The 23528-nt window shown below is 67.9% G+C and carries 20 protein-coding genes and 1 tRNA gene; 10 read left to right on the top strand and 11 right to left on the bottom strand.

Features of this window, described 5'->3' with window-relative positions; all coding sequences use genetic code 11:
* The first annotated feature begins 82 nt into the window (after window positions 1–82).
* The gene (locus RZ1_RS23205) at window positions 83–1354 is read left to right on the top strand and encodes an alpha/beta fold hydrolase (protein ID WP_072814872.1); all 1272 of its coding nucleotides are present in this window, start codon (window positions 83–85) and stop codon (window positions 1352–1354) included.
* Between the two features lie 30 nt (window positions 1355–1384).
* Here RZ1_RS23205 and RZ1_RS23200 read toward each other — a convergent pair whose 3' ends face one another.
* The 3 genes from RZ1_RS23200 to RZ1_RS23190 form a co-directional block, all read right to left on the bottom strand.
* Window positions 1385–2485, bottom strand: coding sequence for a bifunctional RNase H/acid phosphatase (locus tag RZ1_RS23200; protein ID WP_072814871.1), 1101 nt, complete (start codon window positions 2483–2485; stop codon window positions 1385–1387).
* Entirely contained in the window at window positions 2482–3216 is a 735-nt protein-coding gene (locus RZ1_RS23195; RefSeq protein WP_072814870.1) for a zinc ribbon domain-containing protein, read from the bottom strand. The genes RZ1_RS23200 and RZ1_RS23195 overlap by 4 nt, the downstream gene beginning before the upstream one ends.
* A gap of 86 nt (window positions 3217–3302) precedes the next feature.
* The gene (locus RZ1_RS23190) at window positions 3303–4460 is read right to left on the bottom strand and encodes a Nif3-like dinuclear metal center hexameric protein (protein ID WP_083583863.1); all 1158 of its coding nucleotides are present in this window, start codon (window positions 4458–4460) and stop codon (window positions 3303–3305) included.
* A gap of 55 nt (window positions 4461–4515) precedes the next feature.
* On the opposite strand from RZ1_RS23190, the gene RZ1_RS23185 reads away from it, so the two are divergent.
* From RZ1_RS23185 to RZ1_RS23170, 4 genes are read left to right on the top strand one after another with little or no spacing between them, the layout of a single operon-like run.
* A complete protein-coding gene (locus tag RZ1_RS23185; protein ID WP_072814868.1) occupies window positions 4516–5214 on the top strand; it encodes an HAD hydrolase-like protein in 699 nt (232 codons plus the stop codon).
* The gene (locus tag RZ1_RS23180) at window positions 5204–5671 is read left to right on the top strand and encodes a low molecular weight protein-tyrosine-phosphatase (RefSeq protein ID WP_072814867.1); all 468 of its coding nucleotides are present in this window, start codon (window positions 5204–5206) and stop codon (window positions 5669–5671) included. Before RZ1_RS23185 ends, RZ1_RS23180 begins: the two co-directional genes overlap by 11 nt.
* 28 nt (window positions 5672–5699) lie before the next feature.
* On the top strand, window positions 5700–6530 hold the full coding sequence (locus RZ1_RS23175; protein WP_072814866.1) for an SURF1 family cytochrome oxidase biogenesis protein: 831 nt from the start codon (window positions 5700–5702) through the stop codon (window positions 6528–6530).
* 41 nt (window positions 6531–6571) lie between these two features.
* On the top strand, window positions 6572–6931 hold the full coding sequence (locus RZ1_RS23170) for a DUF5655 domain-containing protein (protein WP_072814909.1): 360 nt from the start codon (window positions 6572–6574) through the stop codon (window positions 6929–6931).
* A 59-nt stretch (window positions 6932–6990) separates the two neighbouring features.
* On the opposite strand, the gene RZ1_RS23165 is transcribed toward RZ1_RS23170, so the two are convergent.
* On the bottom strand, window positions 6991–8469 hold the full coding sequence (locus RZ1_RS23165; RefSeq protein WP_072814865.1) for a DHA2 family efflux MFS transporter permease subunit: 1479 nt from the start codon (window positions 8467–8469) through the stop codon (window positions 6991–6993).
* 139 nt (window positions 8470–8608) lie between these two features.
* Between RZ1_RS23165 and RZ1_RS23160 the strand changes: the two genes are divergently transcribed.
* The 4 genes from RZ1_RS23160 to RZ1_RS23145 all read left to right on the top strand — a co-directional run bounded on the left by RZ1_RS23160 (window position 8609) and on the right by RZ1_RS23145 (window position 12391).
* The gene (locus tag RZ1_RS23160; RefSeq protein WP_072814864.1) at window positions 8609–9247 is read left to right on the top strand and encodes a TetR/AcrR family transcriptional regulator; all 639 of its coding nucleotides are present in this window, start codon (window positions 8609–8611) and stop codon (window positions 9245–9247) included.
* A gap of 140 nt (window positions 9248–9387) precedes the next feature.
* Window positions 9388–11115 (top strand): SulP family inorganic anion transporter, encoded by a 1728-nt coding sequence (locus RZ1_RS23155; protein WP_072814863.1) that lies wholly within the window; start codon window positions 9388–9390, stop codon window positions 11113–11115.
* 81 nt (window positions 11116–11196) lie between these two features.
* Window positions 11197–11550, top strand: a complete 354-nt coding sequence (locus RZ1_RS23150) for a type II toxin-antitoxin system Phd/YefM family antitoxin (protein WP_238071648.1) — start codon at window positions 11197–11199, stop codon at window positions 11548–11550.
* Window positions 11551–11638: 88 nt separating this feature from the next.
* Window positions 11639–12391 carry a pirin family protein gene (locus tag RZ1_RS23145; RefSeq protein ID WP_072814861.1) on the top strand — a complete coding sequence of 251 codons (753 nt, stop codon included), beginning with the start codon at window positions 11639–11641 and terminating at the stop codon, window positions 12389–12391.
* Window positions 12392–12405: 14 nt separating this feature from the next.
* Here RZ1_RS23145 and RZ1_RS23140 read toward each other — a convergent pair whose 3' ends face one another.
* From RZ1_RS23140 to ppsA, 3 genes are read right to left on the bottom strand one after another with little or no spacing between them, the layout of a single operon-like run.
* Window positions 12406–13404 (bottom strand): Acg family FMN-binding oxidoreductase, encoded by a 999-nt coding sequence (locus tag RZ1_RS23140; RefSeq protein WP_072814860.1) that lies wholly within the window; start codon window positions 13402–13404, stop codon window positions 12406–12408.
* A 51-nt stretch (window positions 13405–13455) separates the two neighbouring features.
* Window positions 13456–14040, bottom strand: a complete 585-nt coding sequence (locus RZ1_RS23135) for a hypothetical protein (protein WP_083583862.1) — start codon at window positions 14038–14040, stop codon at window positions 13456–13458.
* Window positions 14041–14044: 4 nt separating this feature from the next.
* Window positions 14045–16330, bottom strand: coding sequence for a phosphoenolpyruvate synthase (gene ppsA / locus RZ1_RS23130; RefSeq protein WP_072814859.1), 2286 nt, complete (start codon window positions 16328–16330; stop codon window positions 14045–14047).
* Window positions 16331–16607: 277 nt separating this feature from the next.
* Here ppsA and otsB point away from each other — a divergent pair, with 277 nt between their 5' ends.
* Complete coding sequence (otsB, locus tag RZ1_RS23125; protein ID WP_072814858.1) at window positions 16608–20261, top strand: trehalose-phosphatase; 3654 nt, start codon at window positions 16608–16610, stop codon at window positions 20259–20261.
* 124 nt (window positions 20262–20385) lie between these two features.
* Here the strand turns inward: otsB and RZ1_RS23120 are convergent, their stop codons facing one another.
* The 4 genes from RZ1_RS23120 to RZ1_RS23105 form a co-directional block, all read right to left on the bottom strand.
* Window positions 20386–21657 (bottom strand): hypothetical protein, encoded by a 1272-nt coding sequence (locus tag RZ1_RS23120; RefSeq protein WP_139281943.1) that lies wholly within the window; start codon window positions 21655–21657, stop codon window positions 20386–20388.
* Between the two features lie 660 nt (window positions 21658–22317).
* Window positions 22318–22392, bottom strand: a tRNA-Val gene (locus RZ1_RS23115).
* 31 nt (window positions 22393–22423) lie between these two features.
* On the bottom strand, window positions 22424–22888 hold the full coding sequence (locus RZ1_RS23110; protein ID WP_072814856.1) for a peroxiredoxin: 465 nt from the start codon (window positions 22886–22888) through the stop codon (window positions 22424–22426).
* A gap of 63 nt (window positions 22889–22951) precedes the next feature.
* Window positions 22952–23374, bottom strand: coding sequence for a DUF3052 domain-containing protein (locus RZ1_RS23105; RefSeq protein WP_072814907.1), 423 nt, complete (start codon window positions 23372–23374; stop codon window positions 22952–22954).
* Window positions 23375–23528 lie beyond the last annotated feature (154 nt).

Raw genomic sequence — 23528 nt, 5'->3', positions numbered from 1 at the left:
TTCCTACATCGGAGAACTCCGCTCTCTCGGCCATCGGTGGTGGCGCGGCCATGACGACACCACGTGACGACAGGACTTGCGAATGCCACGGAACCTCCGCAGACTCGCGATGATCATGGCGGCGGGAACCGTCGTCGCGGCATCGCTCCTGACACCGGTGGCCGCAGCCGACCCCGTCGGTGACTCCGGCGGTTACGCGGACTTCTACCTGCCACCCGATCCGCTACCGGCGGGTTCGCCAGGCGACGTCCTGCGGGTCGAGCCGTCGGTGGCGGCGATCGTGCCCGGCACGCCCCTCGCGATCGACGCGACCGTCGCCCGGGTGATGTACCGGAGCGTGGGCGCGGCCGGTGACCCGGTGGCCGTCACGGGCACCGTGCTCGTGCCCACCGCACCGTGGAGCGGCGCCGGGTCGCGGCCGACGGTCGTCGTCGGCCCGGGAACGCAGGGCATGGGCGACCAGTGCGCGCCGTCGAAGCTGATGACGTTCGGCCAGGAGTACGAGTATCTGCAGATCGCACCGCTGCTCTCACGCGGCTACGCCGTGGCCGTCACCGACTACGAGGGCCTGGGCACCCCCGGGATCCATCCGTATCTGAACCGCGAATCCCAGGGATACGCGATGCTCGATCTCGCGCGGGCCGCACGGTCGCTCACCGACCGGGGCATCGCCGGGGACACCAGGTTCGCCTTCTGGGGATACTCGCAGGGCGGGATGAGTTCGGCGGCCGCCGCGGAATTGAAGGACAGCTACGCGCCCGAGTTGCCGGTGGTCGCGGCGGTCGCCGGATCACCACCCGCCTCGCTGGCCGATCTCGCCGTCGCCGGTGACGGCTCCACCCTCTCCGGCGGCATCGGATGGGTCGTCAACGGATTCGTCGCCGCCTACCCGGACTACGCCGAGGAGATGCTGGCGGTGTTCAACCCCGAGGGACGCGCTGTCCTCGACCGTGCCGCGATCTCCTGCGTGTACGACTTCCCGCTGCTGAATCCGTTCTCGCCCACCACGCGATACACGCTCGACGGGCGACCCATCGCCGAGTATCTGTCGGCGGAGCCGTGGGCGACCGCGGTGAAACGTCAGGAGCTGGGCAACACCCCACCGTCCGTTCCGATGTTCGTAGCGCAGAACTCCGCCGACGATTTCGTGCTCGTCTCAGGCGTCGACAAGATGGTCGGGAAGTGGTGCGCCACAGGGGTTTCCGTCAACTATCGACGGTATCCACTGCCGCCGGTCCTGACGAAGACCGGCATCGGGCACGGAATCGGACTACCGCCCGCCGCCGCGGAGGGCCTGCAGTGGCTCGACGCCCGGTTCGCCGGCGGACCGACCGGCGGGAACTGCGGCTCCTGACCTCAGCCGGCCCGGTTCACCGAGGCACCGTCACAAGTGGGAGGTGTCGTTGACCAGCCGCACCGAGGATCCGCCGTCGCCGAAGAACTCGGCGATCGACAATGACGCCAGATCCAGGTGCAGCCGGTACAGCAGCGAAGGCCCGGCGTCGAGCGCGAACTGCAGCATCGTCTTGATCGGTGTGACGTGCGAAACCAGCAGCACCGTCCGTCCCGGATATTCGCGGATCAGCTCGTCACGAACCTTCCCGATGCGCGCGTTGACCTCGTCGAAGCTCTCCCCCTGTGGTGGCCGCACGGAGGTGTCGCCGAGCCACGCGCGGTGCAGGTCCGGGTCCCGGTCCGCCGCTTCCCGGAACGTCAGGCCCTCCCAGGCACCGAAATCGGTCTCGGTGAGATCGTCGTGCACGACCACCGGCAGACCCAGGGCCTGCCCGGCGGCCGCGGCGGTGCTGCGGGCCCGGTCCAGTGGGGACGAGACGATCGCCGTGATACCGCCCCGCTCCCCGATGCGCGCGGCGGCAGCGGCGGCCTGTGCCCGGCCGAGATCGGTGAGCGGAGGGTTGCCCCGGCCCGAGTAGCGCCGCTCGACCGACAGCGGAGTCTGGCCGTGCCGCAGCAGCAGGAACCGGGTGGGTGAGCCGGTCGCGCCGGTCCAGCCGGGTGCAGTGTTCGCTGCCGCGCTGTTCGGTGCTGCGCTGTTCGGCGCTGGGGCCTCAGCCGGCGCGGCCGCGGCGTCCATCGCCTCGTTCGCGAGCCGGTCCGCGTAGGCGTTCTGTATGCGCGGGATCCACGAGTATTCGACGCGCTCGAACCCGGCCGCCAGCTCGCGCGCCCGGGCCGCGAGCGGAATCATGTCCGGATGCTTGACCTTCCAGCGTCCCGACATCTGCTCGACGACGAGCTTCGAATCCATGCGCACGTCGACAGCGTCGGCACCGAGTTCCCGCGCCGCGGTCAGACCCGCGATCAGTCCACGGTATTCGGCCACGTTGTTGGTCGCGATGCCGATGCCCTCGCTGCGTTCGGCGAGTACCGTCCGACGGTCGGCGTCGAACACGACCGCGCCGTAGCCGGCCGGCCCGGGGTTGCCGCGCGAGCCGCCGTCGGCTTCGACGACGACCGGTGTCACTGCCCGGATTCCTTGCGGACCAGGATCGCGTTGCACTCGGGGCAACGGACGAGCACGTCGGGTGCGGTCCCGCTGATGCGGGCGATCTCACCCCGGTCCAATTCGAGGCGGCACGCGCCGCAGCGACGGCCCTGCAGGAGCGCCGCGCCGATGCCGCTGCGTTCGCGCTGCGTGTCGTAGGCAGAGACCAGTTCGGCGGGGAACGCGTCGACGAGTGTGGCGCGGTCGGTGCGGCACCGCTGCTCGGCAACCTCGATGTCGGCGAGGGCTTCGTCGCGCAGCCGCTCGGCCACGGCGATCTCCTCGTCGATCTTCGAAACCTGCGCGCCGGCGTGATCGTGATCGGCCTTGGTGGCCTCGCGCCGTTCCATGACCTCGAGCAATTCGTCCTCGAGTGCCGACTGACGGCGGTCGAGGCTGCCCAGTTCGTGCTGCAGTTCGGTGAGCTGCTTCGCGCCGATCGTTCCGCCCTCGAGCAGCTTGCGGTCGCGGTCACCGCGCTGGCGGACCGCGTCGACCTCCCCCTCGAGTTTGCGGATGTCCCGGTCGAGGTCGTCGAGAACGATCTCGACGGCGACGGCCGCATCCTTGCGGCTGGTGCGCTCGGATTCGAGACGATCGACCTCCTGCTGCTCGGGCAGGGTGCGACGCCGGTGTGCGAGACGGTTCAGCTCGGCGTCCACGGCGGCGAGGGACAGAAGCTTGGACTGCACGGCGGGTTCGACGTTCACGCGGGTGGTTCCTGCTTTCGAGAGCTTGTGCGAAGGGGCTTCGGAGGGGACGGTCGTAGCTGCTTACGGTACCGCGCGGAGGTGCGTCATCGGGCGGCGGTCGTCCAGGGGTCGGTGCGCAACGCGGTGACCCGCGTGACCCACCCGGGGCGGTCACCGAGTGCGGCATCGAGGACACCGCGGGCCTGGTCGCACCACGGGTATTCGCTGGCCCAGTGCGCGACGTCGATCAGCGCGGGGCCGCCGGCGCGCAGATGCTCGTCGGCGGGGTGGTGCCGCAGGTCGGCGGTGACGTAGGCGTCGACGGCGAGCTTGGCGACCGCGCCGAGGAAGGAGTCGCCGGATCCGCCGCACACGGCGACGGTGCGGATCTGCCGGTCCGGGTCGCCGGCGCCGCGCACACCCCATTCGGTCGTGGGCAGCGCGGCCGCGACCGTCTCGGTGAAGGCGCGCAGCGTCTGCGGTTCGGGCAGCTCCCCGACGCGGCCGAGACCCCGGGAGCTCGGAAGTTCGGCGAGTTCGAACACGTCGAAGGCGGGTTCCTCGTAGGGGTGCGCCGAGCGCAGGGCGGTGAGGATCGCGGAGCGGGCTCGACGCGGGGCGATGACCTCGATGCGGTCCTCGGCGACCCGTTCGAGTTCCCCGACGCCGCCGATCGCCGGGTCCGCGCCCGTGAGCGGCCGGAACTGCCCGGTGCCCGACGCCGTCCAGCAGCACTCGCGATAGTTGCCGATCGCTCCGGCTCCGGCGTCGAACAGTGCGGCGCGCACGGTGTCGGCGGCATCGGACGGGACCATCACCACCCATTTGTCGGTGGCGGGTTCCGGCTTCGGTTCGAGGGGACGCAGGCCGGTCAGGCCGAGTGCCTGAGCGAGCGCGTCGGACACGCCGGGGTCGGCACGGTCGGCGTTCGTGTGGGCGGTGAACAGGGCACAGCCACCGCGGATCAGCTTGTGGATCAAGGCGCCCTTCGGGGTGTGGGCGCCGACGGTGTCGACGCCTCGCAGCAGCAGCGGATGATGCACGACCAGCAGTTGCGCACCCCAGGCGAGCGCTTCGTCGACGACCGCGGCGGTGGCGTCGACGGCCAGGAGCACCTTGTTCACCGGATCGTCGGGGTCACCGGCGACCAGCCCCACCGAATCCCAGGACTCGGCCAGCGACGGCGGGTAGGCCGCCTCCAGTACGTCGATCACCTCACGCAACGTCACCGCCGACACATGCCCTCCTCGCCCGTCCACCATCGTTCCGCCCCGACCCTACGCGGCGGCCGCGGCGGGCAGCAGCGACAATGTGCGGGTGACTCTCCTCGTCGACACCCGCCCGCCGATGCTGCCGTCACCGGTGGTGTTGTTCGATCTCGACGGCACCCTCACCGATTCCGCGACCGGGGTGATCAACGGTTACCGGCACGCGCTGGCGACGCTGGGCGTCGACGTGCCGGCGGGCAACCTGGTGCGGCTGCTGGGTCCGCCGATGACCGATTCGCTGCGCGCGCTCGGCCTCGACGAGGCGCAGGTGGACCGGGGCACCGCCGCGTACCGCGAGTACTACGCGGCGACCGGCTGGGCGGAGAACGCCCTGTTCGACGGCGTCGAGACGATGCTGGAGGAGGTGCGCGACGCCGGGAGCCGACTCGCGGTGGCCACCTCGAAGAACGAGGTGTTCGCCGAACGGATCCTGCGGCACTTCGGGGTGGCCGAGGCGTTCGAGTTCATCGGCGGGGCCAGCCCCGACGGCAACCGCCGGGCCAAGGACGACGTGGTCGCGCACAGCCTGGCCGCGCTGGGGATCGACCCGGTCGAGGCTGCCGCGGGCGGCACCGCCGGTGTCCTGATGGTCGGCGACCGTGAGCACGACGTGCACGGCGCAGGCCGGTTCGGCATTCCGACGGTGTTCGTCGAGTACGGCTACGGCGCCGCCGAGGAATCCGAGCACGCCCATACGGCGGTCGGCAGCGTCTCCGAACTCGGGAGGATCCTCACCGGTGCACGCTGACGTTCCGCACGTGACATTCGTGTGCACGGGCAACATCTGCCGGTCCCCGATGGCCGAGAAGATCTTCGCCGACCATCTGCGGCGGGCGGGTCTCGACGGCCGGGTGCGGGTGAGCAGCGCGGGCACGCACGGCTGGCACATCGGCGCCGAGGCCGATCCGCGGACCAATGCCGTGCTGCAACGCCACGGCTATCCGACGGGTCATCGGGCTGCGCAGCTCGGCGCCGACCATCTCGAGGCCGATCTCGTGGTGGCGCTGGCCACCGGGCACGACCGGGTGCTCACGGAGCTGGGCGTGCCCACCGAGCGTCGCGCCCTGCTGCGCAGCTTCGATCCGGACGCCGACACCGAGTCGGTGCCGGATCCGTACTACGGCGGTCTGCCCGAGTTCGAGCTGGTGTGTGAGCAGATCGAGGCGGCGATTCCGGGCCTGCTCGCATGGGTGCGGGAACGGTGAGGCCCGGCTCACCGTCTACCGTGGACACGTGCGACGTCTGAAGTTTCTGCTGCGCCCGAGCTGGTTGTTGCTGGCCCTGGTGGTCGTCGGCTTCGCCTACGCATGCTTCACGGTCCTGGCGCCGTGGCAGCTCGGCAAGAACACCAGCACCGGGGAACGCAACGACCGGATCGCCGAATCGCTGTCGCGGGATCCGGTCCCGGTCGGAGACCTGATCGGCGACGGGGAACCGGCGCAGGACGACGAGTGGCGCCGGGTCACCGCGACCGGCAGCTACCTGCCGAATTCGGATGTGCTGCTGCGGTTGCGCAGCGTCGATTCCAAGCCTGCCTACGAAGTGCTCACCCCGTTCGTCCTGGACGACGGGCGCACGATGCTGGTCAATCGTGGTTTCGTCCGCCCAGTGCTCGGCACCGAGGTTCCGCCGATCGAGGCGGCCCCCACCGGGCAGGTGACTCTCGAGGCACGCATCCGCGTGTCGGAGGGCACGGTGCTGGGCAAGGAACCGTTCCGGGACGCCGGGTTCCTGCAGGTGTACTACATCGACACCCCGCAGGTCGCGGCCGCTACCGGCATCGACCTGGCCGGCGGCTACCTGCAGCTCGCCGACGGCCAGCCGGGGGGTCTCGGCACCATCGCGCTGCCGCAACTCGACGCCGGCCCGTACCTGTCGTACGGCCTGCAGTGGCTGGCATTCGGCATCATGGCCCCGCTGGGGCTGGGCTACGTCGTGTGGGCGGAGCTGCGCGAACGACGCAAGGCCAAGGCTCAGACCGCCGCGGCGCCGGACCCGGAGACCCCACCGGCGCCGCGCACCACCGAAGAGAAACTCGCCGACCGCTACGGCAGGTCGCGGTGAACGCACCGCACCACAACCGCGAAACGCACGAGGAGCACCCGATGTACGCGTCCGTCGACGACTATCTGGCCGACAAGGATCCTGCCGGCATCGAAGGGTTCCTCCGGTTCCGTGACATGGTGCTGGCGCTCGGTCCCGATGTCGACGAGCGGGTGCGGCGGTCGGATGTCGCGTGGGCACGCGACCGTGTGTTCGCGGCGGCGTTCGTGTACTCGACGCGACTCGAGGTCGCGATCGATCTGCAGCGGCGGATCCATCACCCGCAGTTGCGAGAAGCGTTCCCGACGACGGACACCGTGACCACACATCGGCTGAGCATCATCTCCCCCGACCAGCTCGACGACCACATCGCGACGCTGCTGGCCGAGGCGTACAAGACCGCGGGTACCGACTCGCACTGACGCACGCGGACCGGTCGTACCGACGCACGCGGCGCGACCGGTCCTCGCACGATCGCGCGCTATTCCGCGGCGGCTGCCTGCACCTCGGTCAGCCGACCGCGGGCGGGCCGTCCGATGAAGAACGACACTGCCACCGCGAGGAGCGAGACGATCCCGCCGTACAGGAACGCGGTGTGGATACCGGCCTGAGCGGCGTCGATCTCGGTGGCTCCGTCCGCGACGCGGGCGGCCGCCGTGTACGTCATGACCGTCACGAACAGCGCCGTGCCGGCGGCACCGGCAAGCTGCTGCATCGTGCTGAAGATCGCGCTGCCGTGCGAGTAGAGCTCGTCCGGGAGCGATCCCAGCGACGAGGTCATCAGCGGGGTCATGACCGATGCGAGTCCACCCATCAGCAGCGAGTGGATCAGCACGACCATCGGCAGCGGCGACTCGGTGTCGAGCAGCGCCATCAGCCACAGCGCCGCGGCGACGACGGTTGCTCCGGAGATGACGAGCACGCGCGGACCGATGCGGTCGTAGATCCGGCCGACGAACGGCGAGAGCACACCCATCACGAGGCCGCCGGGCAGCAACAGCAGGCCCGTGGTGAGGATGTCGATGCCGCGGACGTTCTGCAGGTACAGGGGCAGCAGGATCAGGGCGCCGAACAGCGCCATCATGCTGATGACGAGCATTCCGAGACCCAGGCTGAACGCCGGCGTCGAGAACGGGCGCAGGTCGAGCAGGGCGCGGCCGTCGGACTGCCGGGAAATCTGCCGCAGGACGAACACGATCAGCGCGACCACCCCGACGGCGAGCGGGATCCAGACCGGAACGCGTGATTCCTCCGCCGAGTGGCCGATGCTGCTCAGGCCGTAGACGATGCCCCCGAACGCGAGCGCCGACAGCACGACCGAAATCGCGTCGAGCGGGGCCCTACCGGTGGTGGTGACGTTCTTGACCAGGACCGATCCGACGGCGAACGCGACGAGCGAGATCGGCAGGACGATCCAGAACATCCAGCGCCAGTCGAACGCGTCAAGGACGATGCCGGAGATCGTGGGGCCGATCGCGGGCGCGACCGCGATGACGATGGAGATGACGCCCATCATCCGTCCGCGACGGCTCGCCGGGACGACGCGCAGCACGGTGGTCATCAGCAGCGGGAGCATGATGGCGGTGCCCACCGCCTGGGTGATCCGGCCGGCCAGCAGCAGTTCGAATCCGGGCGCGGACGCCGCGAACAGCGTGCCGAGACTGAACACGCCCATCGACGCCATGAACATCTGCCGGAGCGGGAAGCGCTGGAACAGGTAACCGGTGGTCGGGATGACGACGGCCATCGTCAGGAGGAACCCGGTGGTGAGCCACTGGGCGGTGCTCGCGGTGATTCCGAGGTCGACCATGAGCCGCGGCAACGCGACGCTCATGATCGTCTCGTTGAGGATCATGACGAACGTCGCGACGACCAGCACGCCGATAAGCAGCCCGCTTCCGGGTGCCATCTCTTCCTCGGCGTGGGCGTCCTGATGCTCGTGCACCGGTGATGTCTGCATGTCCGAGGAACCTTTTCGATGGGATGGCGGGCACGGCGCAGCCGCGACGGAGGTGAAAGCTTCTCCCGATGTGGAAGTGACTGTCAAACTAATTTCGGGTCTAATGGGCGTCGACTTTCAGGCGGCCACTGGAGCGAGAATGAGCCAACCGAACACCACATCGCACCCACCCGTCCTCGGCCTGCGGGCACGCAGACGGATGGAGACGCGCCTCGAGATCAACCGCGCCGCGATCGAACTGTTCGAACTGCACGGCTGTACCGCGACAACGGTCGACGAGATCGCCCGCCGTGCCGGGGTCTCCCCCAGCACGTTCTTCCGCTGCTTCGCGACCAAGGAGGACTCGGTCTGCGGATCCGACCGCGACTTCGAGGCCGAGATCACCGCCTGGCTCGAGTCCGTCGCTCCGGAGGACGTCGACCTCGACGGTCTCGAAGCGCTGTACGAGCGGTCGCTGTGCCGCCTCATGACCGGCTCCGACGACGCGAAGGACCGGATGCTCCGCACCCGCCGGCTCATCCTCTCGGACGATCACCTGCGCGCGGCCGCCTTCACATCCGACGCCATCGCCGTGTGCCGCGTCACCGAGCAGGTCGCGCGGAAGGTGACTCCCGTGCGCTCTGCGTCGTTCGCGCGGCTGCTGGTCGAAGCCGCAGCGGTCGCCAGACGGATCGCCTTCGACACGTGGGTCGCACGCGCCGAGGCCGGCGAGGACGCCGACCTGGTGGAGATCTACCGGACGACCCGCCGCGAACTCCGCGAGGTCGTCGCCGGCTGAAGTTCGAGGCCCGTGTCCGGCGCTCGTCCCCGAGGCGTTCAGCAGAATGTCACCATGCCCGGAACGGGGCCGAGCAGGGACAGACTGGAATACTGCGGATTCCACCCGAGCGCGCCGCCGCCGGACCGCACAATGTGACGATGGCGCAGCGGCGAAGGACGGACTCCCTGCTCGGTGTGATGCCCGGCCTCGAAGCCGCCGCCACCTACCGCAGAAGCTGGCTCGCGAAGGACATCGTCGCCGGCATCGTGCTGTCCACGCTGCTCGTCCCGCAGGGCATGGCCTACGCCGAACTGGCCGGACTGCCCCCGATCACCGGCCTCTACACGAGCATCCTGTGCCTGCTCGCCTACGCGGTGTTCGGCCCGTCACGCATTCTCGTGCTGGGTCCGGACTCGTCGCTGGGCCCGATGATCGCCGCGACGGTACTGCCGCTCGTCGCGGCCGGCGGCGACCCGGCCCGCGCGGTCGCACTCGCCTCGATGCTCGCAATCATGGTCGCCGTCATCATGATTCTCGCGTCGGTCGCCAAGCTCGGTTTCATCGCCGACCTCATCTCCAAGCCCACGATGATCGGCTACATGAACGGCCTGGCCCTGACCATCCTGGTCGGTCAGTTGCCGAAGTTGTTCGGGTTCTCGGTGGACTCGGACAACTTCTTCGGTGACGTCACCGGATTCGTGACAGGCGTGGCGGAGGGCAAGGCGAACGGGGCTGCGGTCGCGGTGGGCGTCGGCGGGATCGCGTTGATCCTCGTGATGCAACGGTGGGTTCCGAAGATCCCGGCGGTGCTGGTGATGGTGGTACTGGCGATCGCGGCGGCGTCGGCGTTCGGGCTGGCCGACCGCGATGTCTCGCTCGTCGGGGAACTTCCGCAAGGTTTCCCGCCCCTGACGATTCCGCACGTGGGTGCGGACGATCTGGCGTTGCTGTTCGCCGGCGCGCTGGGGATCGCGTTGGTGTCGTTGACCGACACGATCTCGACCGCCTCGTCGTTCGCGGCGCGCACCGGCCAGGAGATCCGCGGCAATCAGGAGATGATCGGGATCGGGGCCGCGAATCTGGCCGCCGGCCTCTTCCAGGGTTTCCCGGTGAGCACGAGCGGTTCGCGGACCGCGGTCGCCGAACGCTCGGGTTCGAAGACGCAGCTCACCGGCGTCACGGGCGCGGTGCTGATCCTCGTGATGATCGTGCTGCTGCCGGGCCTGTTCCGCAATCTCCCCCAACCGGCACTGGCCGCGATCGTCATCACCGCCTCGTTGTCGCTCGCCGACATTCCCGGGACCGCCCGGCTGTGGCACCAGCGAAAGACCGAGTTCTCGTTGTCGATCGTCGCGTTCCTCGGTGTCGCGGTCCTGGGCGTGCTGCCCGGCATCGCCGTGGCGGTGCTGCTGTCGGTCTTCAACATCTTCCGGCGGGCCTGGTGGCCCTATCAGACGGTGCTCGGCCGGGTGCCGGGCCTCGAGGGATTCCACGACGTGACGGTGCACCCCGACGCGCGGCACCTGCCCGGTCTCGCAATCTACCGGTTCGACGCGCCGCTGTTCTTCGCCAACGTCAAGACGTTCCGTGACAACGTGCGCCGCCTCGCCCGGACCGACCCGAAACCCCGGTGGATTCTGATCGCCGCCGAGCCCATCACCGATGTCGATACCACCGCGGCGGACGTGTTGTTCGAACTCGATCACGAGCTCGATGCCCAGGGCACGTCGCTGGTGTTCGCCGAGCTCAAGCATCCGGTTCGGATGAAGATCGACCGCTACGGCCTGGCCGAGGCCATCGAGCCGGCGCATTTCTTCGGCACCGTCGAGGAGGCCGTCGCCGGCTACATCGAGCACACCGGGGTCCACTGGACCACTGACTCCTGATTTGCCGTGTCCCCGCCCGCAACGCGCCCCGTCGATGCGAAGATGCGAACTCGGACAAGAATGCGAGAGGAGTCGACGTCGGTGCCAGCGACCACGGTGAAATCCGCACGCAAGAACCTGAAGAGCCTGGTCCGTGAGGTCAACGGGGACACGGTCGCGGTCGAGATCGTGGGCGAACAGGACAATGCGGTGCTCATCTCGCTGGCCAGGTACACCGCGTTGCGGGAGGCGACGTTCCTGCTGCGCTCCCCCGAACTCATGGACAGCCTGCGCCGGGAGGCCGCCCGATCGCTGCCCCCGATCGCCGCGGGCGAGGACCCCGCGGCCACCGACGCCGCGGCGACGGCGGAACCGCCGGTGACACCGCCGGCCGAGCCGAAATCCCGAGGCCGGAAGAAGCGCAAGAAGAACAAGAAGCGTTCGAGACGCCGCTGAAGGCGGCCGGGCCGACCGGATAGGACCACCTCGGATATAGTTGCATAGTCAACTATATTGAGTGCTTCCACCCTCCCGAGGAGCAGCCGTGTCCAAGCCAGTGATCCACCGTTCCGGCGATCGCGCCCGCCAGCGCCTCGGCTGGATCGACACCGCGCAGAGCTTTCCGTTCGCGGGCAACTTCGACCTCACCGAGCACGCACACGGCATCCTGATGGTCAACAACGAGGACATCGTCGACGCCGGCCACGGATTCGACACCCACCGGCATCAGGACGTCGAGATCGTCACGTGGGTGGTGAGCGGGTCGCTGGTGCATCAGGATTCCCAGGGCAACAGCGGCATCGTCCACCCGGGCCTCGCGCAGCGGATGAGCGCGGGCCGAGGCATCCTGCACTCCGAACGCAACGACCGGCGCCGCGCGGACGGGACGGCGATCGCCGCACCCGTGCACGTGGTCCAGATGTGGATTCCCCCGGACGAACCCGGCATCGACCCGGGCTACCAAGAACTGCCCATCGACGCCGAACTCGACGCGGGCGCGCTCGTCGTCGTCGCGTCCGGCCTGCCGCACCACCGCAACGATGCGGCCATCGGACTGCACAATCGGTACGCCGGCCTGCACGCCGCCCGGTTGCAGCCGGGCCAGGCAGTGACGATCCCCGACGCGCCGTTCGGCCACCTGTTCGTCGCACGCGGCAGCGTCGACATCGAGGGATCGGGCCGACTCGAACACGGCGATGCGCTGCGGCTGACCGACTCCGGTGGTCAGCGGGTCACGGCTGTCACCGCCGCGGAGATCCTGATCTGGGAAATGCACGCGAGCTTCGATCGTCCGTAGCCCGACCCGATCCACTATCCGACCCCGGCTCCCGGGTGTTCCCTGAACAGAATCTCCGAAAGGGGCCGTCTCGGAGTTGCCGTGTCCGAGCGGGGAGGCGGGCGGACACCGACCCTGATCAGCACCTGGGGGACGCCGTCGCTGCCGGCGAGTCCGCGGAGAAACCCGCGAGAAGCCGCGGATTCGGTGAGGTGGGTGACCGGGCAGGTCGCCAGTCCGCGGTCGGTACAGGCGAGAAGCACCGCCGACAGCGCCTCACCGCACCGCAACCAGTCCGGTCGCCCGTCCGTGGCGGTCGAGAGCAGCAGGATCGCCGCGCGGTCCTCCTCGGCGGCAGTCTCGCCCGTCGCGCGACCGGGAGGGAACTCTCGCTCGGTCGCTACCGCCCGCCCGCCCGCCGGCAGCGTGTCGGCCGGAACACCGTCGGGGTACACCGCGTGTCCGGTCCACCAGCGCAGTTCCGATTGATAGGCGAGGTCGGCGCGGCGCACACGGCTGATTCGCCGGGACATGTCGTCGAGAACAGGTCGTTCGTGCTCGCCGATCACGTCCAGATACGCGCCGGCGCGCTCGGCGAGCTTCCGCAGTGCCGCCACGGTCCGCTGCCACTCCGGAGGTGCGTCCATCGGCAATCGCTCGGTGCGTCGGCGGTGGATCGCCGCCGCCAGCCGGATCTCGGTGTCGGACGAGCCGCGCAGCCGGTGGAAACGGAGGGTCGCGAGACACTGCCGGTCCGGCGAAAGCGGAAACCGCTCGATCGTCGAGGCCCACCGTTGCGCGGCCAGCGCTGTCTGCAGGTGATGCAGTGCCGCTCCGCAGGAGAGCACCATCTGCCGACCGGACGGGTCCGTGGCCGGCAGGATACGGTCGTTGTCGCTGAAGAGCCTCAGCGTGGCCGTGTCGAGAATCCACCGCCACGGTTGGCTGTTGTGCAGGGACGGTGCGCGGCTGGCCAGCGCGACCGCGGACTCGAGGGTGCGGCGGTCCGGCATCGTCTCCGCTGGTGCCTCCATCACGTGCTCGGGTTCGTTCGTCAGGTCCGGGAGCCGCGGCAGTTGCTCACATCACCGTGCGTCGGCGGCGATGGTGCGCAGCGTCGCGCGCATGATGTGTCCGACGAACGGCCGAATGATCCACCAGTAGCGCATCATCTTCTTCCGTGATTCCGGATCGGTTGTTCCCGTACGACATTCGTAACTGACGACGCTGCGGCCGGGTCCGTTGGCCCGAATCAGGAAATGACATCCGATCTTTCCCCAGCCGGGTTCGTCGAATTCGGTGAAACGATCGAGGGGAACATCGTGCCATTCGATGTCGGCCTGCCAGAACTTGCCGACAGCACCGAAGGCGATCTCCCGGTCGGGAACCTCCCCGAGAACCAGCCAGCCCGGCAGCCCACTCGACGACGGATCGGCGAACAGCCGCAACGCCGGTAGTTCGGGCGACGGCTTGCCGGACAAGCGGGCAGGCAACCCGCGCACGAAGAAGGCGGTGGCCAGCAACGGTGTTCGCACGGTGAGGAAGTCGAGGTCGTGCGCAGCCCGGAAGACGGCGGGCACATCCGCCTCCACCGTCAGATGTTCGGTGAGGGCCACGTCGTAGGTCGGCAGACGAGCATCGAGCAGATCCGCCGGGCCGGCACCGGTCACGTCGTCACCGCTCGGTCCCGCGCGCGCGGTCGAGCAGAATCCGCTGTTCGGCCTGGGCCACCGTCCGCCGGGTCCGCGCAGCCGCGTCGGGAGTCACCGACACCGACGTGATGCCGCGCCGCACCAGGTGCTCGGCGAGTGCGGTGCTCGTCGAAACGGCCTGGCCGCACAGCGACGTGGTCAGGCCGGCCGCCGAGGCACGCTCGATGATGTGGTCGATCGCGTCGAGCACCGCCGGATCCAGCGTGTCGAACAGGTCGCGGCACACCTCCGAGTCCCGGTCCACACCGAGCATCAGCTGGGTCAGGTCGTTGCTGCCGATCGACACCCCGTCGATGCCGAGTTTCGCGTATTCGGGCAGCCAGTACACCACCGACGGCACCTCGGCCATGATCCAGCGCAGCATCCGGCGATCCGCGCCGAGCGGATGCGCGTCGAGCTGCGCCAGACACTCCTTCAGCTCCCACCTGGTGCGCACGAACGGAATCATCAGGTGCACGTTGGGATGCTGATCCCGAACGCGGTGCAGCACATCGAGATCCAACGAGAACAAATCCGGGTCGCGGACGTAGCGGAAGCACCCGCGATACCCGATCATCGGATTTTCTTCCTCCGGCTCGATCTCGCCGCCCTCGAGGTCCGCGAATTCGTTGCTACGCAAATCGATCGCCCGGTACACGACCGGCCGTGGCGCGAACGCCGCCGCGATCCGGCCGACACCGTCGGACATCTTCGTCACGTACTCCTCGCGCCGGCCCTGCCCGATCAGGCGCGCCGGATGCTCCCCGGCGAGGGCCTCGGTGATCATGAACTCGGCCCGCAACAATCCGACACCGTCGACGTCGGTGGCAGCGACCGCCTCCGCGGCATCCGGAGTGGCGAGGTTGACGTACACCGCCGTCGCCGTGACGGTCGGAGCGCCGCCCACGACCGTCGGGGTTGCTGTCGCGGTCGCAGACGGCCGGGGCGCGGCGTGCACCTCCCCCTCGAACACTGCGCCCGCGTCGCCATCGACGGTGATGACCTGCCCGTCGCGCAGGTCCGTGGTGGCGGTGCGGGCGCCGACCACCACCGGCTTGCCGAGTTCCCGTCCGACGATCGCGGCATGGCAGGTGATGCCGCCGCCATCGGTGACGATGCCACCCGCGCGCCGCAGAATCGGCAGCCAATCCGGCCGGGTCATGGGCGCGACGATGATTTCGCCGTCGGTCAGGCGCTTCCCGTCGACGAGTTCGTGGAGCACCCGCACCCGACCGGTCGCCACACCGGGACCGGCGCCGAGTCCGGTCAGCAGAGGCGTCGCGTCACCGTTGCCGGACGGCGCGGTCACCGGAGACGTGTCGAGCGTGGTGATCGGGCGGGTCTGCACGATCCACAACTCGTTCTCCGCGAAGGCGAACTCGAGATCCTGCGGGCGGCCGTAGTGCTGCTCGACTCCCGCGGCGAGGCGCGCGACGCGGTCGAGTTGATCGTCGTCGAGCACGCGGGTGTCGCGGGCCGGGTCGACCGCGACGCGGCTGTCGCCGGCGTCCGTCGAGGCGATCTGGAACTCCTGATGCCCGCGGTGCACGTCGAGCACCTCGAAGCTGTCCTTGGCGACGACGTAGGTGTCAGGCTCGACCTGGCCCCCGACGACCACCTCCCCGAGGCCCAGCGCCGCCTCGATCACGATGCGATCGAGTTCGCCGGTGCGGGGGTCGGCCGTGAATGCCACGCCGGACGACTCGGACTTGACCATCACCTGCACGACGACGGCGATGGACGGCTCGTCGGTCACTCCGCGCAGCCCGCGGTAGGTGCGGGCCCGTTCGGACCACAGCGACGCCCAGCACGCCTGCACGGCGCGCACCAGCGCATCCGCGCCGATGATGTTGGTGTAGGACTCGTGGATGCCGGCGAACGAGGTGTCCGCCGCGTCCTCGGCGGGCGCCGACGACCGCACCGCCACCGGGAGGTTCACCCCGAGGGCCTCGTACGCCGCCACGATGTCCGCCCGCATGTCGTCGGGGACCGGGGAATCGGTCACCAGCGCCGCAAGTTCGGCGGAGGTGCGGATGAGGGTGGCGTCGTCGATATCGGCGGCCGGCACCGCTTCGGCGGCCAGCCGTGCGCGCACACCCGCCGCCTGCATCGCGTCGATATAGGCATCGGTCGTGAGAGCGAACGCGGCAGGAACCGGAAAACCTGCCCGAGTGAGCTCGCCCAGGTTGGCGGATTTTCCACCCACCGTGGGCGCGTCGTCGGCGCTCACCGTCTCGATCGGTCGTACCCACACGTTGTGTTCACCCATCGGTGACTCCCTCGTCCACAGCAGATCGACTCCACCCTTTGTGCACGGTAAACCGATTTCGTGCCGTGCAGGACCGGATCGGAGATCTGCCGCGCCGGCATCGGGGTGTTGCGCGAAGTATCCACTGCCCGGGCCTCCCGGATGCCATCATCAGAGCAGCAGGTCACCATCGCGCGGCCTCCCGAAGAGCATTCACGCAGCACAACGACCGGTCCGCCGGTGAACGAGGGCAGCGGAACGGGATCGAGAGGTTGTGCTCGCTCGCCCGGGAGGCGCCGTGGAGTCGGAACACGAAACCGTTACCGAGCCGCTGATCGACCTGCGTCACCACGGCGCCGTCGTCATCGACCTGGGCGTGGTGGTCGATGTCCGGCCCGTCGACTCCGCTGTTGCGCTCCTGCACCAGTTGCACGATTTCGGCGTCCAGGTCGCGGTGTTCTCGCAGACCGGCGACGCGCAGGCGGTCCTCGACACGGTCGGGCTCGGTGAATCGTTCCTGGTCGGGGTCACCGACGGCTCGCCTCAAAACGTCGCCGCCCGACTCAATACACCACTCACAGCCGCTGTGATCGTCACCGCCGACGAGGACGTCGTGGCCGCCGCGCACCGAGCCGGGTTCGCCCTGGTGATCGCTGTGGACCGCGGCGACGACGCCGACAAGTTGCGCCGCCGCGGCGCGGACGTGGTGGTGCGGGATCCGGGCGAAATCGACCTTCGCGCAGGCGATCGCCGCCTTTCGGAGATTCCCGATGCCCTGACCTCCCGACACGAGCTGACAGCGCTGCTGCGGGTGCGCACGCCGGCGCTGTTCCTCGACTTCGACGGCACGCTGGCCAGCATCGTGCCGGACCCGGCAGCGGCAGCACTCACCGACGGCATCGACGAGGTTCTGCGCCGGCTCGCCGTCGTCTGCCCGATAGCCGTGGTCAGCGGGCGCGACCTCCCGGATCTGCAGACACGGGTGGGGATACCGGGGATCTGGTACGTGGGCAGCCACGGACTCGAACTCGTCGGGCCGGCGGGCGAGCGGTACGAGAATCCGGATGTACTCGCCGCCACCCCCGCCCTCGACCGGGTGGCCCGGCTGCTGGAGGAACATCTGGACGCCGTGCCGGGAGTGCTGGTCGAGCACAAACGCTTCTCCATCGCCGTCCACTACCGCGCCGCACCCGACCGCGTGGACGAAATCTGCGCCACCGTGCACGAGATCGCAGGCACCGAGGATTCCCTCCGGATCGTGGGCGGCCGCAACGTGCTCGAGGTGCGGCCGATCGTGGCATGGAACGAAGGACGGGCCCTGCGCTGGGTGCTCGGGCACGTCACCCACGCGGAGGGGTTGCTGCCGATGTACATCGGCGACGACCTCGCCGACGAGGACGCATTCGACGCGCTGGCTCCCGAAGGAATCGGGATCGTGGTCCGGAGCGAGGAATCCGGGAATCGCCGGTCGGCGGCTCGGTTCGCGGTGAACGACCCGGAGCAGGTGCACGAATTGCTGCAGCGACTTGCGGATCTGGTCGACCGCGACCCTGCGAGCCCGTCCCGCGCGGGGGGATGGATCCTGTATTTCGACGGCTACGATCCGCCCAGCGAAAAGCTCCGCGAGGCACTGTGCACCGTGGGCAACGGCTTCTTCGCCACCCGCGGATGCGCACCGGAAGCCTCGGCCGGACGCCGGCACTACCCGGGCACGTACATCGCGGGGCTGTACAACCGTCTGCACGACGACCGTTCGGGTACGACGATCGTGAACGAAAGCCTGGTGAACGCCCCCAACTGGCTGCCGATGACCTTTCGCATCGACGGCGGCCCGTGGTTCGACGTCGACACCGTCGAACTGCTCGACTACAGCCAATATCTGAACCTGCGTCGCGGTGTCCTCACCCGTCGGCTGCGGTGTCGCGACGAGCAGGGCCGGACGACAACGGTGATCGAACGTCGGTTCGTCGCAATGCACCTGCCCCACGTGGGCGCGCTGCAGACCACGATCGTGGCTCACGACTGGAACGGCACCGTGGAGATCCGTTCGGCGCTCGACGGTGCGGTCCGCAACACGCTCGTCGAACGATATCGCGATCTGGCCAGCGACCACCTCGACCGAGTGGAGGCGGCGGAGGTGACACCCGACTCGGTGGTCCTGACGGTACAGACGAACCAGTCCCGCATCCCGGTCGCGGCGGCGGCACGGACCGCGGTCTGGACCGATGGGCACCGCTGCGACTGCAGCTACCGATTCTTCGACGCCGACGGCAGCGTCGGCCACCATCTCACCGCCGACGTCGAGGCCGGCTGCTCGATCACCGTCGAGAAGACGGTGACCGTGTTCACCGGTCGTGACCACGCGGTCTCCGGCCCGGCCGAGGCGGCCTCCCGTCTGCTCACCGGGTTGGGACGGTTCGAGGAGATCCTGGACGGTCACGTCCTGGCGTGGGAACACCTGTGGGACCGGGTCGGCATCGACCTCGCCGGCCATGAGGAAGCGTCACGAATCGTGCGGTTCCATCTGCTGCACCTGCTGCAGACCGTTTCCCGCAACACCGCCGACCTCGACGTGGGAGTGCCGGCGCGCGGATTGCACGGCGAGGCATACCGCGGCCATATCTTCTGGGACGAGTTGTTCGTCTTCCCGGTGTTGAATCTGCGCGAGCCCGCCCTGACGCGGTCGCTGCTGCAGTACCGGTACCGCCGCTTGCCCGAGGCCCGTCGTGCCGCGGCCGCAGCCGGATACCGGGGTGCGATGTACCCGTGGCAGTCCGGCAGTGACGGCCGGGAGGAAAGCCAGCAGCTGCATCTCAATCCGGATTCCGGACGATGGCTGCCCGATCCGAGTTGGCGCCAGTACCACATCGGCATCGCCATCGCCTACAACGTGTGGCACTACTACCAGGTCACCGGGGACGTGGAGTTCCTCGGCGACTTCGGAGCGGAGATGCTGGTGGAGATCGCGCGGTTCTTCGCCAGCCTGGCTTCGTACGACCGGGTCCGATCCCGCTACGTCATTCGCGGGGCCATGGGACCGGACGAGTTCCATTCCGGCTACCCGGACGCGCCGTACGCAGGCATCGACAACAACGCCTACACCAACGTCATGGCCGTCTGGGTCATCAATCGTGCCATCGAGGCATTGGCCGCCATCCCCAACCACAACCGCGCCGAACTCGTCGACCGCCTGCATCTGGACGCCCACGAGATGACGCTGTGGGCGGATCTCGGCCACCGCATGTTCGTCCCGTTCCACGACCACGTCATCAGCCAGTTCGAGGGCTACGGCGAGTTGGCCGAACTCGACTGGGACGACTACCGCCTGAGGTACGCGGACATCAGGCGCCTCGATCGGATCCTGGAAGCAGAAGGCGACGACGTCAATCGCTATCAGGCTTCGAAACAGGCCGACGTCGTGATGCTGTTCTATCTCCTGTCCTCCGACGAACTGCGGGAACTCTTCGACCAACTGGGGTACCGCCTCGAACCCGAGACCATCCCACGAACGATCGACTACTACTTGGCCCGCACGTCCCACGGTTCGACGCTGAGCGCCGTGGTGCACTCCTGGGTGCTCCTACGAGGCCATCGCGACCGGGCGCTCGAGTACTTCGAGCAGGTACTCGCCTCGGACATCACCGACATTCAAGGCGGCACGACGTCGGAAGGCATCCACCTCGCGGCCATGGCCGGCAGCATCGACCTGCTGCAGCGGTGCTTCACCGGACTCGAAGTGCGCGGCGATCGCCTCGTACTCGGTCCGCAATGGCCGGACAGCTTGGGCGCCCTCGAGTTTCCGATCTACTATCGCGGCCGCAAGCTGTGGCTGACGGTCAGCGGACGCAAGGTCGACGTCAGCGCCGAGCCCGGGAATCAGCAATCGATCGAGATCATGTGCCGGGACAGGATCGTGACCCTGGACCCCGGGTGCACCGTCACGCTGTGCTGAAGCGGCGGCGGCGCGGGAAGTGCTCTCCGGTGGGGCGACGCGCATGAAGTCGGTCTTCAGATAGTTCGAGGATCCGGGCGACGACCAGCTCCCGAAGCACCCCGTCGCCACTCGCATCGACTGGCTACGGCCCCTGAGTGCTTCCCGTGGCCGCCGGACTCGTTGTGTCGGACACGGGAGCTGTCGACGTGAATCCGCATTCGCTGAGCACGTCCTCGCCGAACGTGTATCCGCCCGCTTTCGCCTGGGCAACCATCTCGGCGCAGGTCTTGTGTACCGAGTAGTCCGCCGATTCTGCGCCAGATACCCAATCCGCGGCGACTAACGCTCCGTACAACCCCACGATAATGAGGGCGATTCCGACGATCGTCAATCCGCCGGTTGTAGCCTGGACCATCCGCTGTCTCACGACAAGGGCCTTGGCTCGATCCATCGTGGCGTTCAGTTCCGCCTGAAACAGCGCCGCCAGTTTTGCCGTTCGACCGGGATCTGCAATTGCGTAATCGAGCCATTTATTCGCCTCGGCCCCCAGTCCTTGACAATCAAATTTCGTATCATCGGTTTCAATCCCCGACCTTTCCAACATTCCCAACCGATCATCAATAGCATTGAGGCGCAAATCCAGACGCGAGTCGATCAGATCGGTGATGGCTTCAGTTTCCGAATTCTTCTCACTGCCACCTGACGGGGACGGGACGGCCGAGGTCTGGCGACGGGAGCTGGACGTAGCGCCGGATGGCTCATCGGCGACAGTCGCATCAGCACCCTCGCAGCGTTGAAATCGGACGATATGATCTTCTATCGCCTTTATTTCGAGATCTTTTTCTGCCAGATCCAATCCCATAGCTCGCCTCGAGGCCGCCAATTCAAGGAAAAGCGCGCGACGCTGGAGAGGAACCATGCCCTCCTGCGCTTCTTCATGCCAGTTCAGAGACGCGAATCTCGCGTAAGCTCCTCTCACGAGATCACCCTCCGACTTCAACCCCCTCCCCTGGAACCACCGCTTTGACCTAAGCGTCTGTATCGCCAAAGGGTTCGCCGACATGATCAAAGGCTCATTCACCAGAGCCAACTGACGAGAGACAATGTAGACTCCGATTCCGGAAACAACTATCCCGACAAAAGGGATAAGTTGCAATATTTCAAAGTCTCGGACTGAGAATAGGTTTGCAATGTTTCCGATTCCCACGGCAGCCAATACCGCAGTACCTATGCCGAGTGCCGCTTTCCCCCACGCGTCACCGCGCGTTCGAATCGAATTCGCCAGTTCCTTGTAATACTTGGAGTATTCTTCTGCATATTTTTTCTGCGTCTGCCAAGCAGGCACAATCCAGTCGCCCGCCTTCGATTTCGACTCTTTGCTGGCATTTAATTCGCCGCGGGTGAACGTGATCATGGTGGAGAATTGCGATGGTTCGCATGTCATGGCATCCCCCTCGTCAGGACATTCCCTCGCCCAATTATCTCGTAGTAGGAGAGCCTCGTGTCGCGAACCGGGGTCGAATCCGCTCGTCGCAGTTGCGGTATAGCGCTGGGCGCAGCGCTCGGCCGCACTACGTCGCGTGCCAGAATGTCGTGCGGACAAGTGAGGACTCTGCCGCTCACCACGCACGACCCACGGCACTGCCACGCCGCCCCGACCGGGCCCACCCATCTACGTGGTACGGCGGCAACCAGGCACGCGCCCTGTCGATCGCCCTCGACATCTTCGACTACAACTTCGAGGAAAGCCTCACGCCGGCGACAGACAAGCCCGACGCCGCACACCCGACAAGAGAGGTGACCGATGAGACGATGTCGACGCCTGAGCGGGACGTTCCCGGACCCGCGCCGAGCCCCGCGAAGCAAGCCGAAACAGAGACGCTGTGGCCTCACTTCAGACCCGGCAGGTTATGAGGTCCGCCTGCAGGCCCCCGAAAAAGTCTTGACCTGGGACTACTCGCTGATCGCCGAGGATCCGCCGGTTCTCCACGCCAGCCAGGTCCGCGGCTGCATGCGCCTGCCCATCAGGTTCACGCCCACGGCGTGAGCCACCGTTCGCCTGCCGCATTAACACTGGTGGGCGCGGAGGGTTTCGAACCCCCGACCGCTGGTGTGTAAAACCAGAGCTCTACCACTGAGCTACACGCCCCGATCTCCGGCGGAGTTCCGCCGGAGTCGACTCAGGACTCTAGCGCGGCGAGCGCCCTCGCCCAAGCGCCCTGGTCACGGGGCTCTCCGGGCTGGTTCTCCTCGGCGAAACGCACGATGCCGGCCTTGTCGATGACGAAGGTGCCGCGGTTCGCGAAGCCGAGCTTGTCGTTGAACACGCCGTACGCCTGCGCGACCTCGCCGTGCGGCCAGAAGTCGGACAGCAGCGGAAACGTGTAGCCCTGCTCGGCAGACCAGATCTTGTGCGTGGGCGACGCGCCGACCGACACCGCGAGGATCGCAGTGTTGTCGTTCTCGAAGGTGGGCAGGTCGTCGCGCACCGCGCACAGCTCGCCCTGGCACACACCGGTGAACGCGAGCGGGTAGAACACCAGCAGCACGTTCTTCTCGCCACGGAAGCTCGACAGCGACACTTCCTGGTTGTTCTGGTCCTTCAGGGTGAAATCGGGCGCCTCGGCGCCCACCTCGATAGCCATCGGGCAGTTCGATCCTTCGCTGGTGGGTGAATGCGCGGAGCTCAGCGTCGATGTGAGCGGAGCTCAGCGCTTCGGGCGGGCGGCCTTCGGCTGCACCAGCCGACTACCGGTCCAGTCGCCGAGGTTGGCGGCGGACGTCTGGGTGAGACCGGCGGTGGTCGCCGATTCGGCGATCTCGCTGGGCTCGACATGGTCGGGCCGGCCCGTCTTCGGCGTCAGCACCCACACAACGCCGTCGTCCGACAGCGGGCTGATCACGTCCATCAGCGTGTCGACGAGATCACCGTCGCTGTCGCGCCACCACAGCAGAACCACGTCGACGACCTCGTCGGAGTCCTCGTCGAGCAGTTCGGACCCGGTGACTTCCTCGATGGCGACGCGGATCTCGTCGTCCACGTCCTCGTCCCATCCGAGTTCCTGAACCACGTGGTCGTGGGTGATACCGAGCTTCTGAACGTAGTTCTTGGCGTCCGCCGCGGCGACCACGGTGGTTCCCTCCTCCTGGGTTGCCGGCACCGGATTCTCCGGCCGCCGGTGTGACGACGATTGCATCGATTGGTCAAAGCGAACATCGTTCGACCGCTCAGCGCAAGCCGAATCGCGACGAAAGACGCGAGTTTCTTTCCTGACGCTACTCCGC

It is taken from the genome of Rhodococcus zopfii NBRC 100606 = JCM 9919 (genome assembly GCF_001895025.1).
Classification (GTDB): domain Bacteria; phylum Actinomycetota; class Actinomycetes; order Mycobacteriales; family Mycobacteriaceae; genus Rhodococcus; species Rhodococcus zopfii.
Note: the sequence above shows the minus strand (reverse complement) of the source record. Positions and strands in the feature narration are given on the sequence as shown.

What these genes read in the sequence shown, in the direction of transcription:
- RZ1_RS23205 (WP_072814872.1), top strand. Translation starts at nt 83, where the DNA reads ATGCCACGGAACCTCCGCAGACTCGCGATGATCATGGCGGCGGGAACC.
- RZ1_RS23165 (WP_072814865.1), bottom strand. Translation starts at nt 8,469, where the DNA reads ATGCAGACATCACCGGTGCACGAGCATCAGGACGCCCACGCCGAGGAA.
- ppsA (WP_072814859.1), bottom strand. Translation starts at nt 16,330, where the DNA reads ATGGGTGAACACAACGTGTGGGTACGACCGATCGAGACGGTGAGCGCC.
- RZ1_RS23110 (WP_072814856.1), bottom strand. Translation starts at nt 22,888, where the DNA reads ATGGCTATCGAGGTGGGCGCCGAGGCGCCCGATTTCACCCTGAAGGAC.
- RZ1_RS23160 (WP_072814864.1), top strand. Translation starts at nt 8,609, where the DNA reads ATGAGCCAACCGAACACCACATCGCACCCACCCGTCCTCGGCCTGCGG.
- RZ1_RS23155 (WP_072814863.1), top strand. Translation starts at nt 9,388, where the DNA reads ATGGCGCAGCGGCGAAGGACGGACTCCCTGCTCGGTGTGATGCCCGGC.
- RZ1_RS23140 (WP_072814860.1), bottom strand. Translation starts at nt 13,404, where the DNA reads ATGGAGGCACCAGCGGAGACGATGCCGGACCGCCGCACCCTCGAGTCC.
- RZ1_RS23170 (WP_072814909.1), top strand. Translation starts at nt 6,572, where the DNA reads ATGTACGCGTCCGTCGACGACTATCTGGCCGACAAGGATCCTGCCGGC.
- RZ1_RS23120 (WP_139281943.1), bottom strand. Translation starts at nt 21,657, where the DNA reads ATGATCACGTTCACCCGCGGCGAATTAAATGCCAGCAAAGAGTCGAAA.
- RZ1_RS23190 (WP_083583863.1), bottom strand. Translation starts at nt 4,460, where the DNA reads ATGGTGGACGGGCGAGGAGGGCATGTGTCGGCGGTGACGTTGCGTGAG.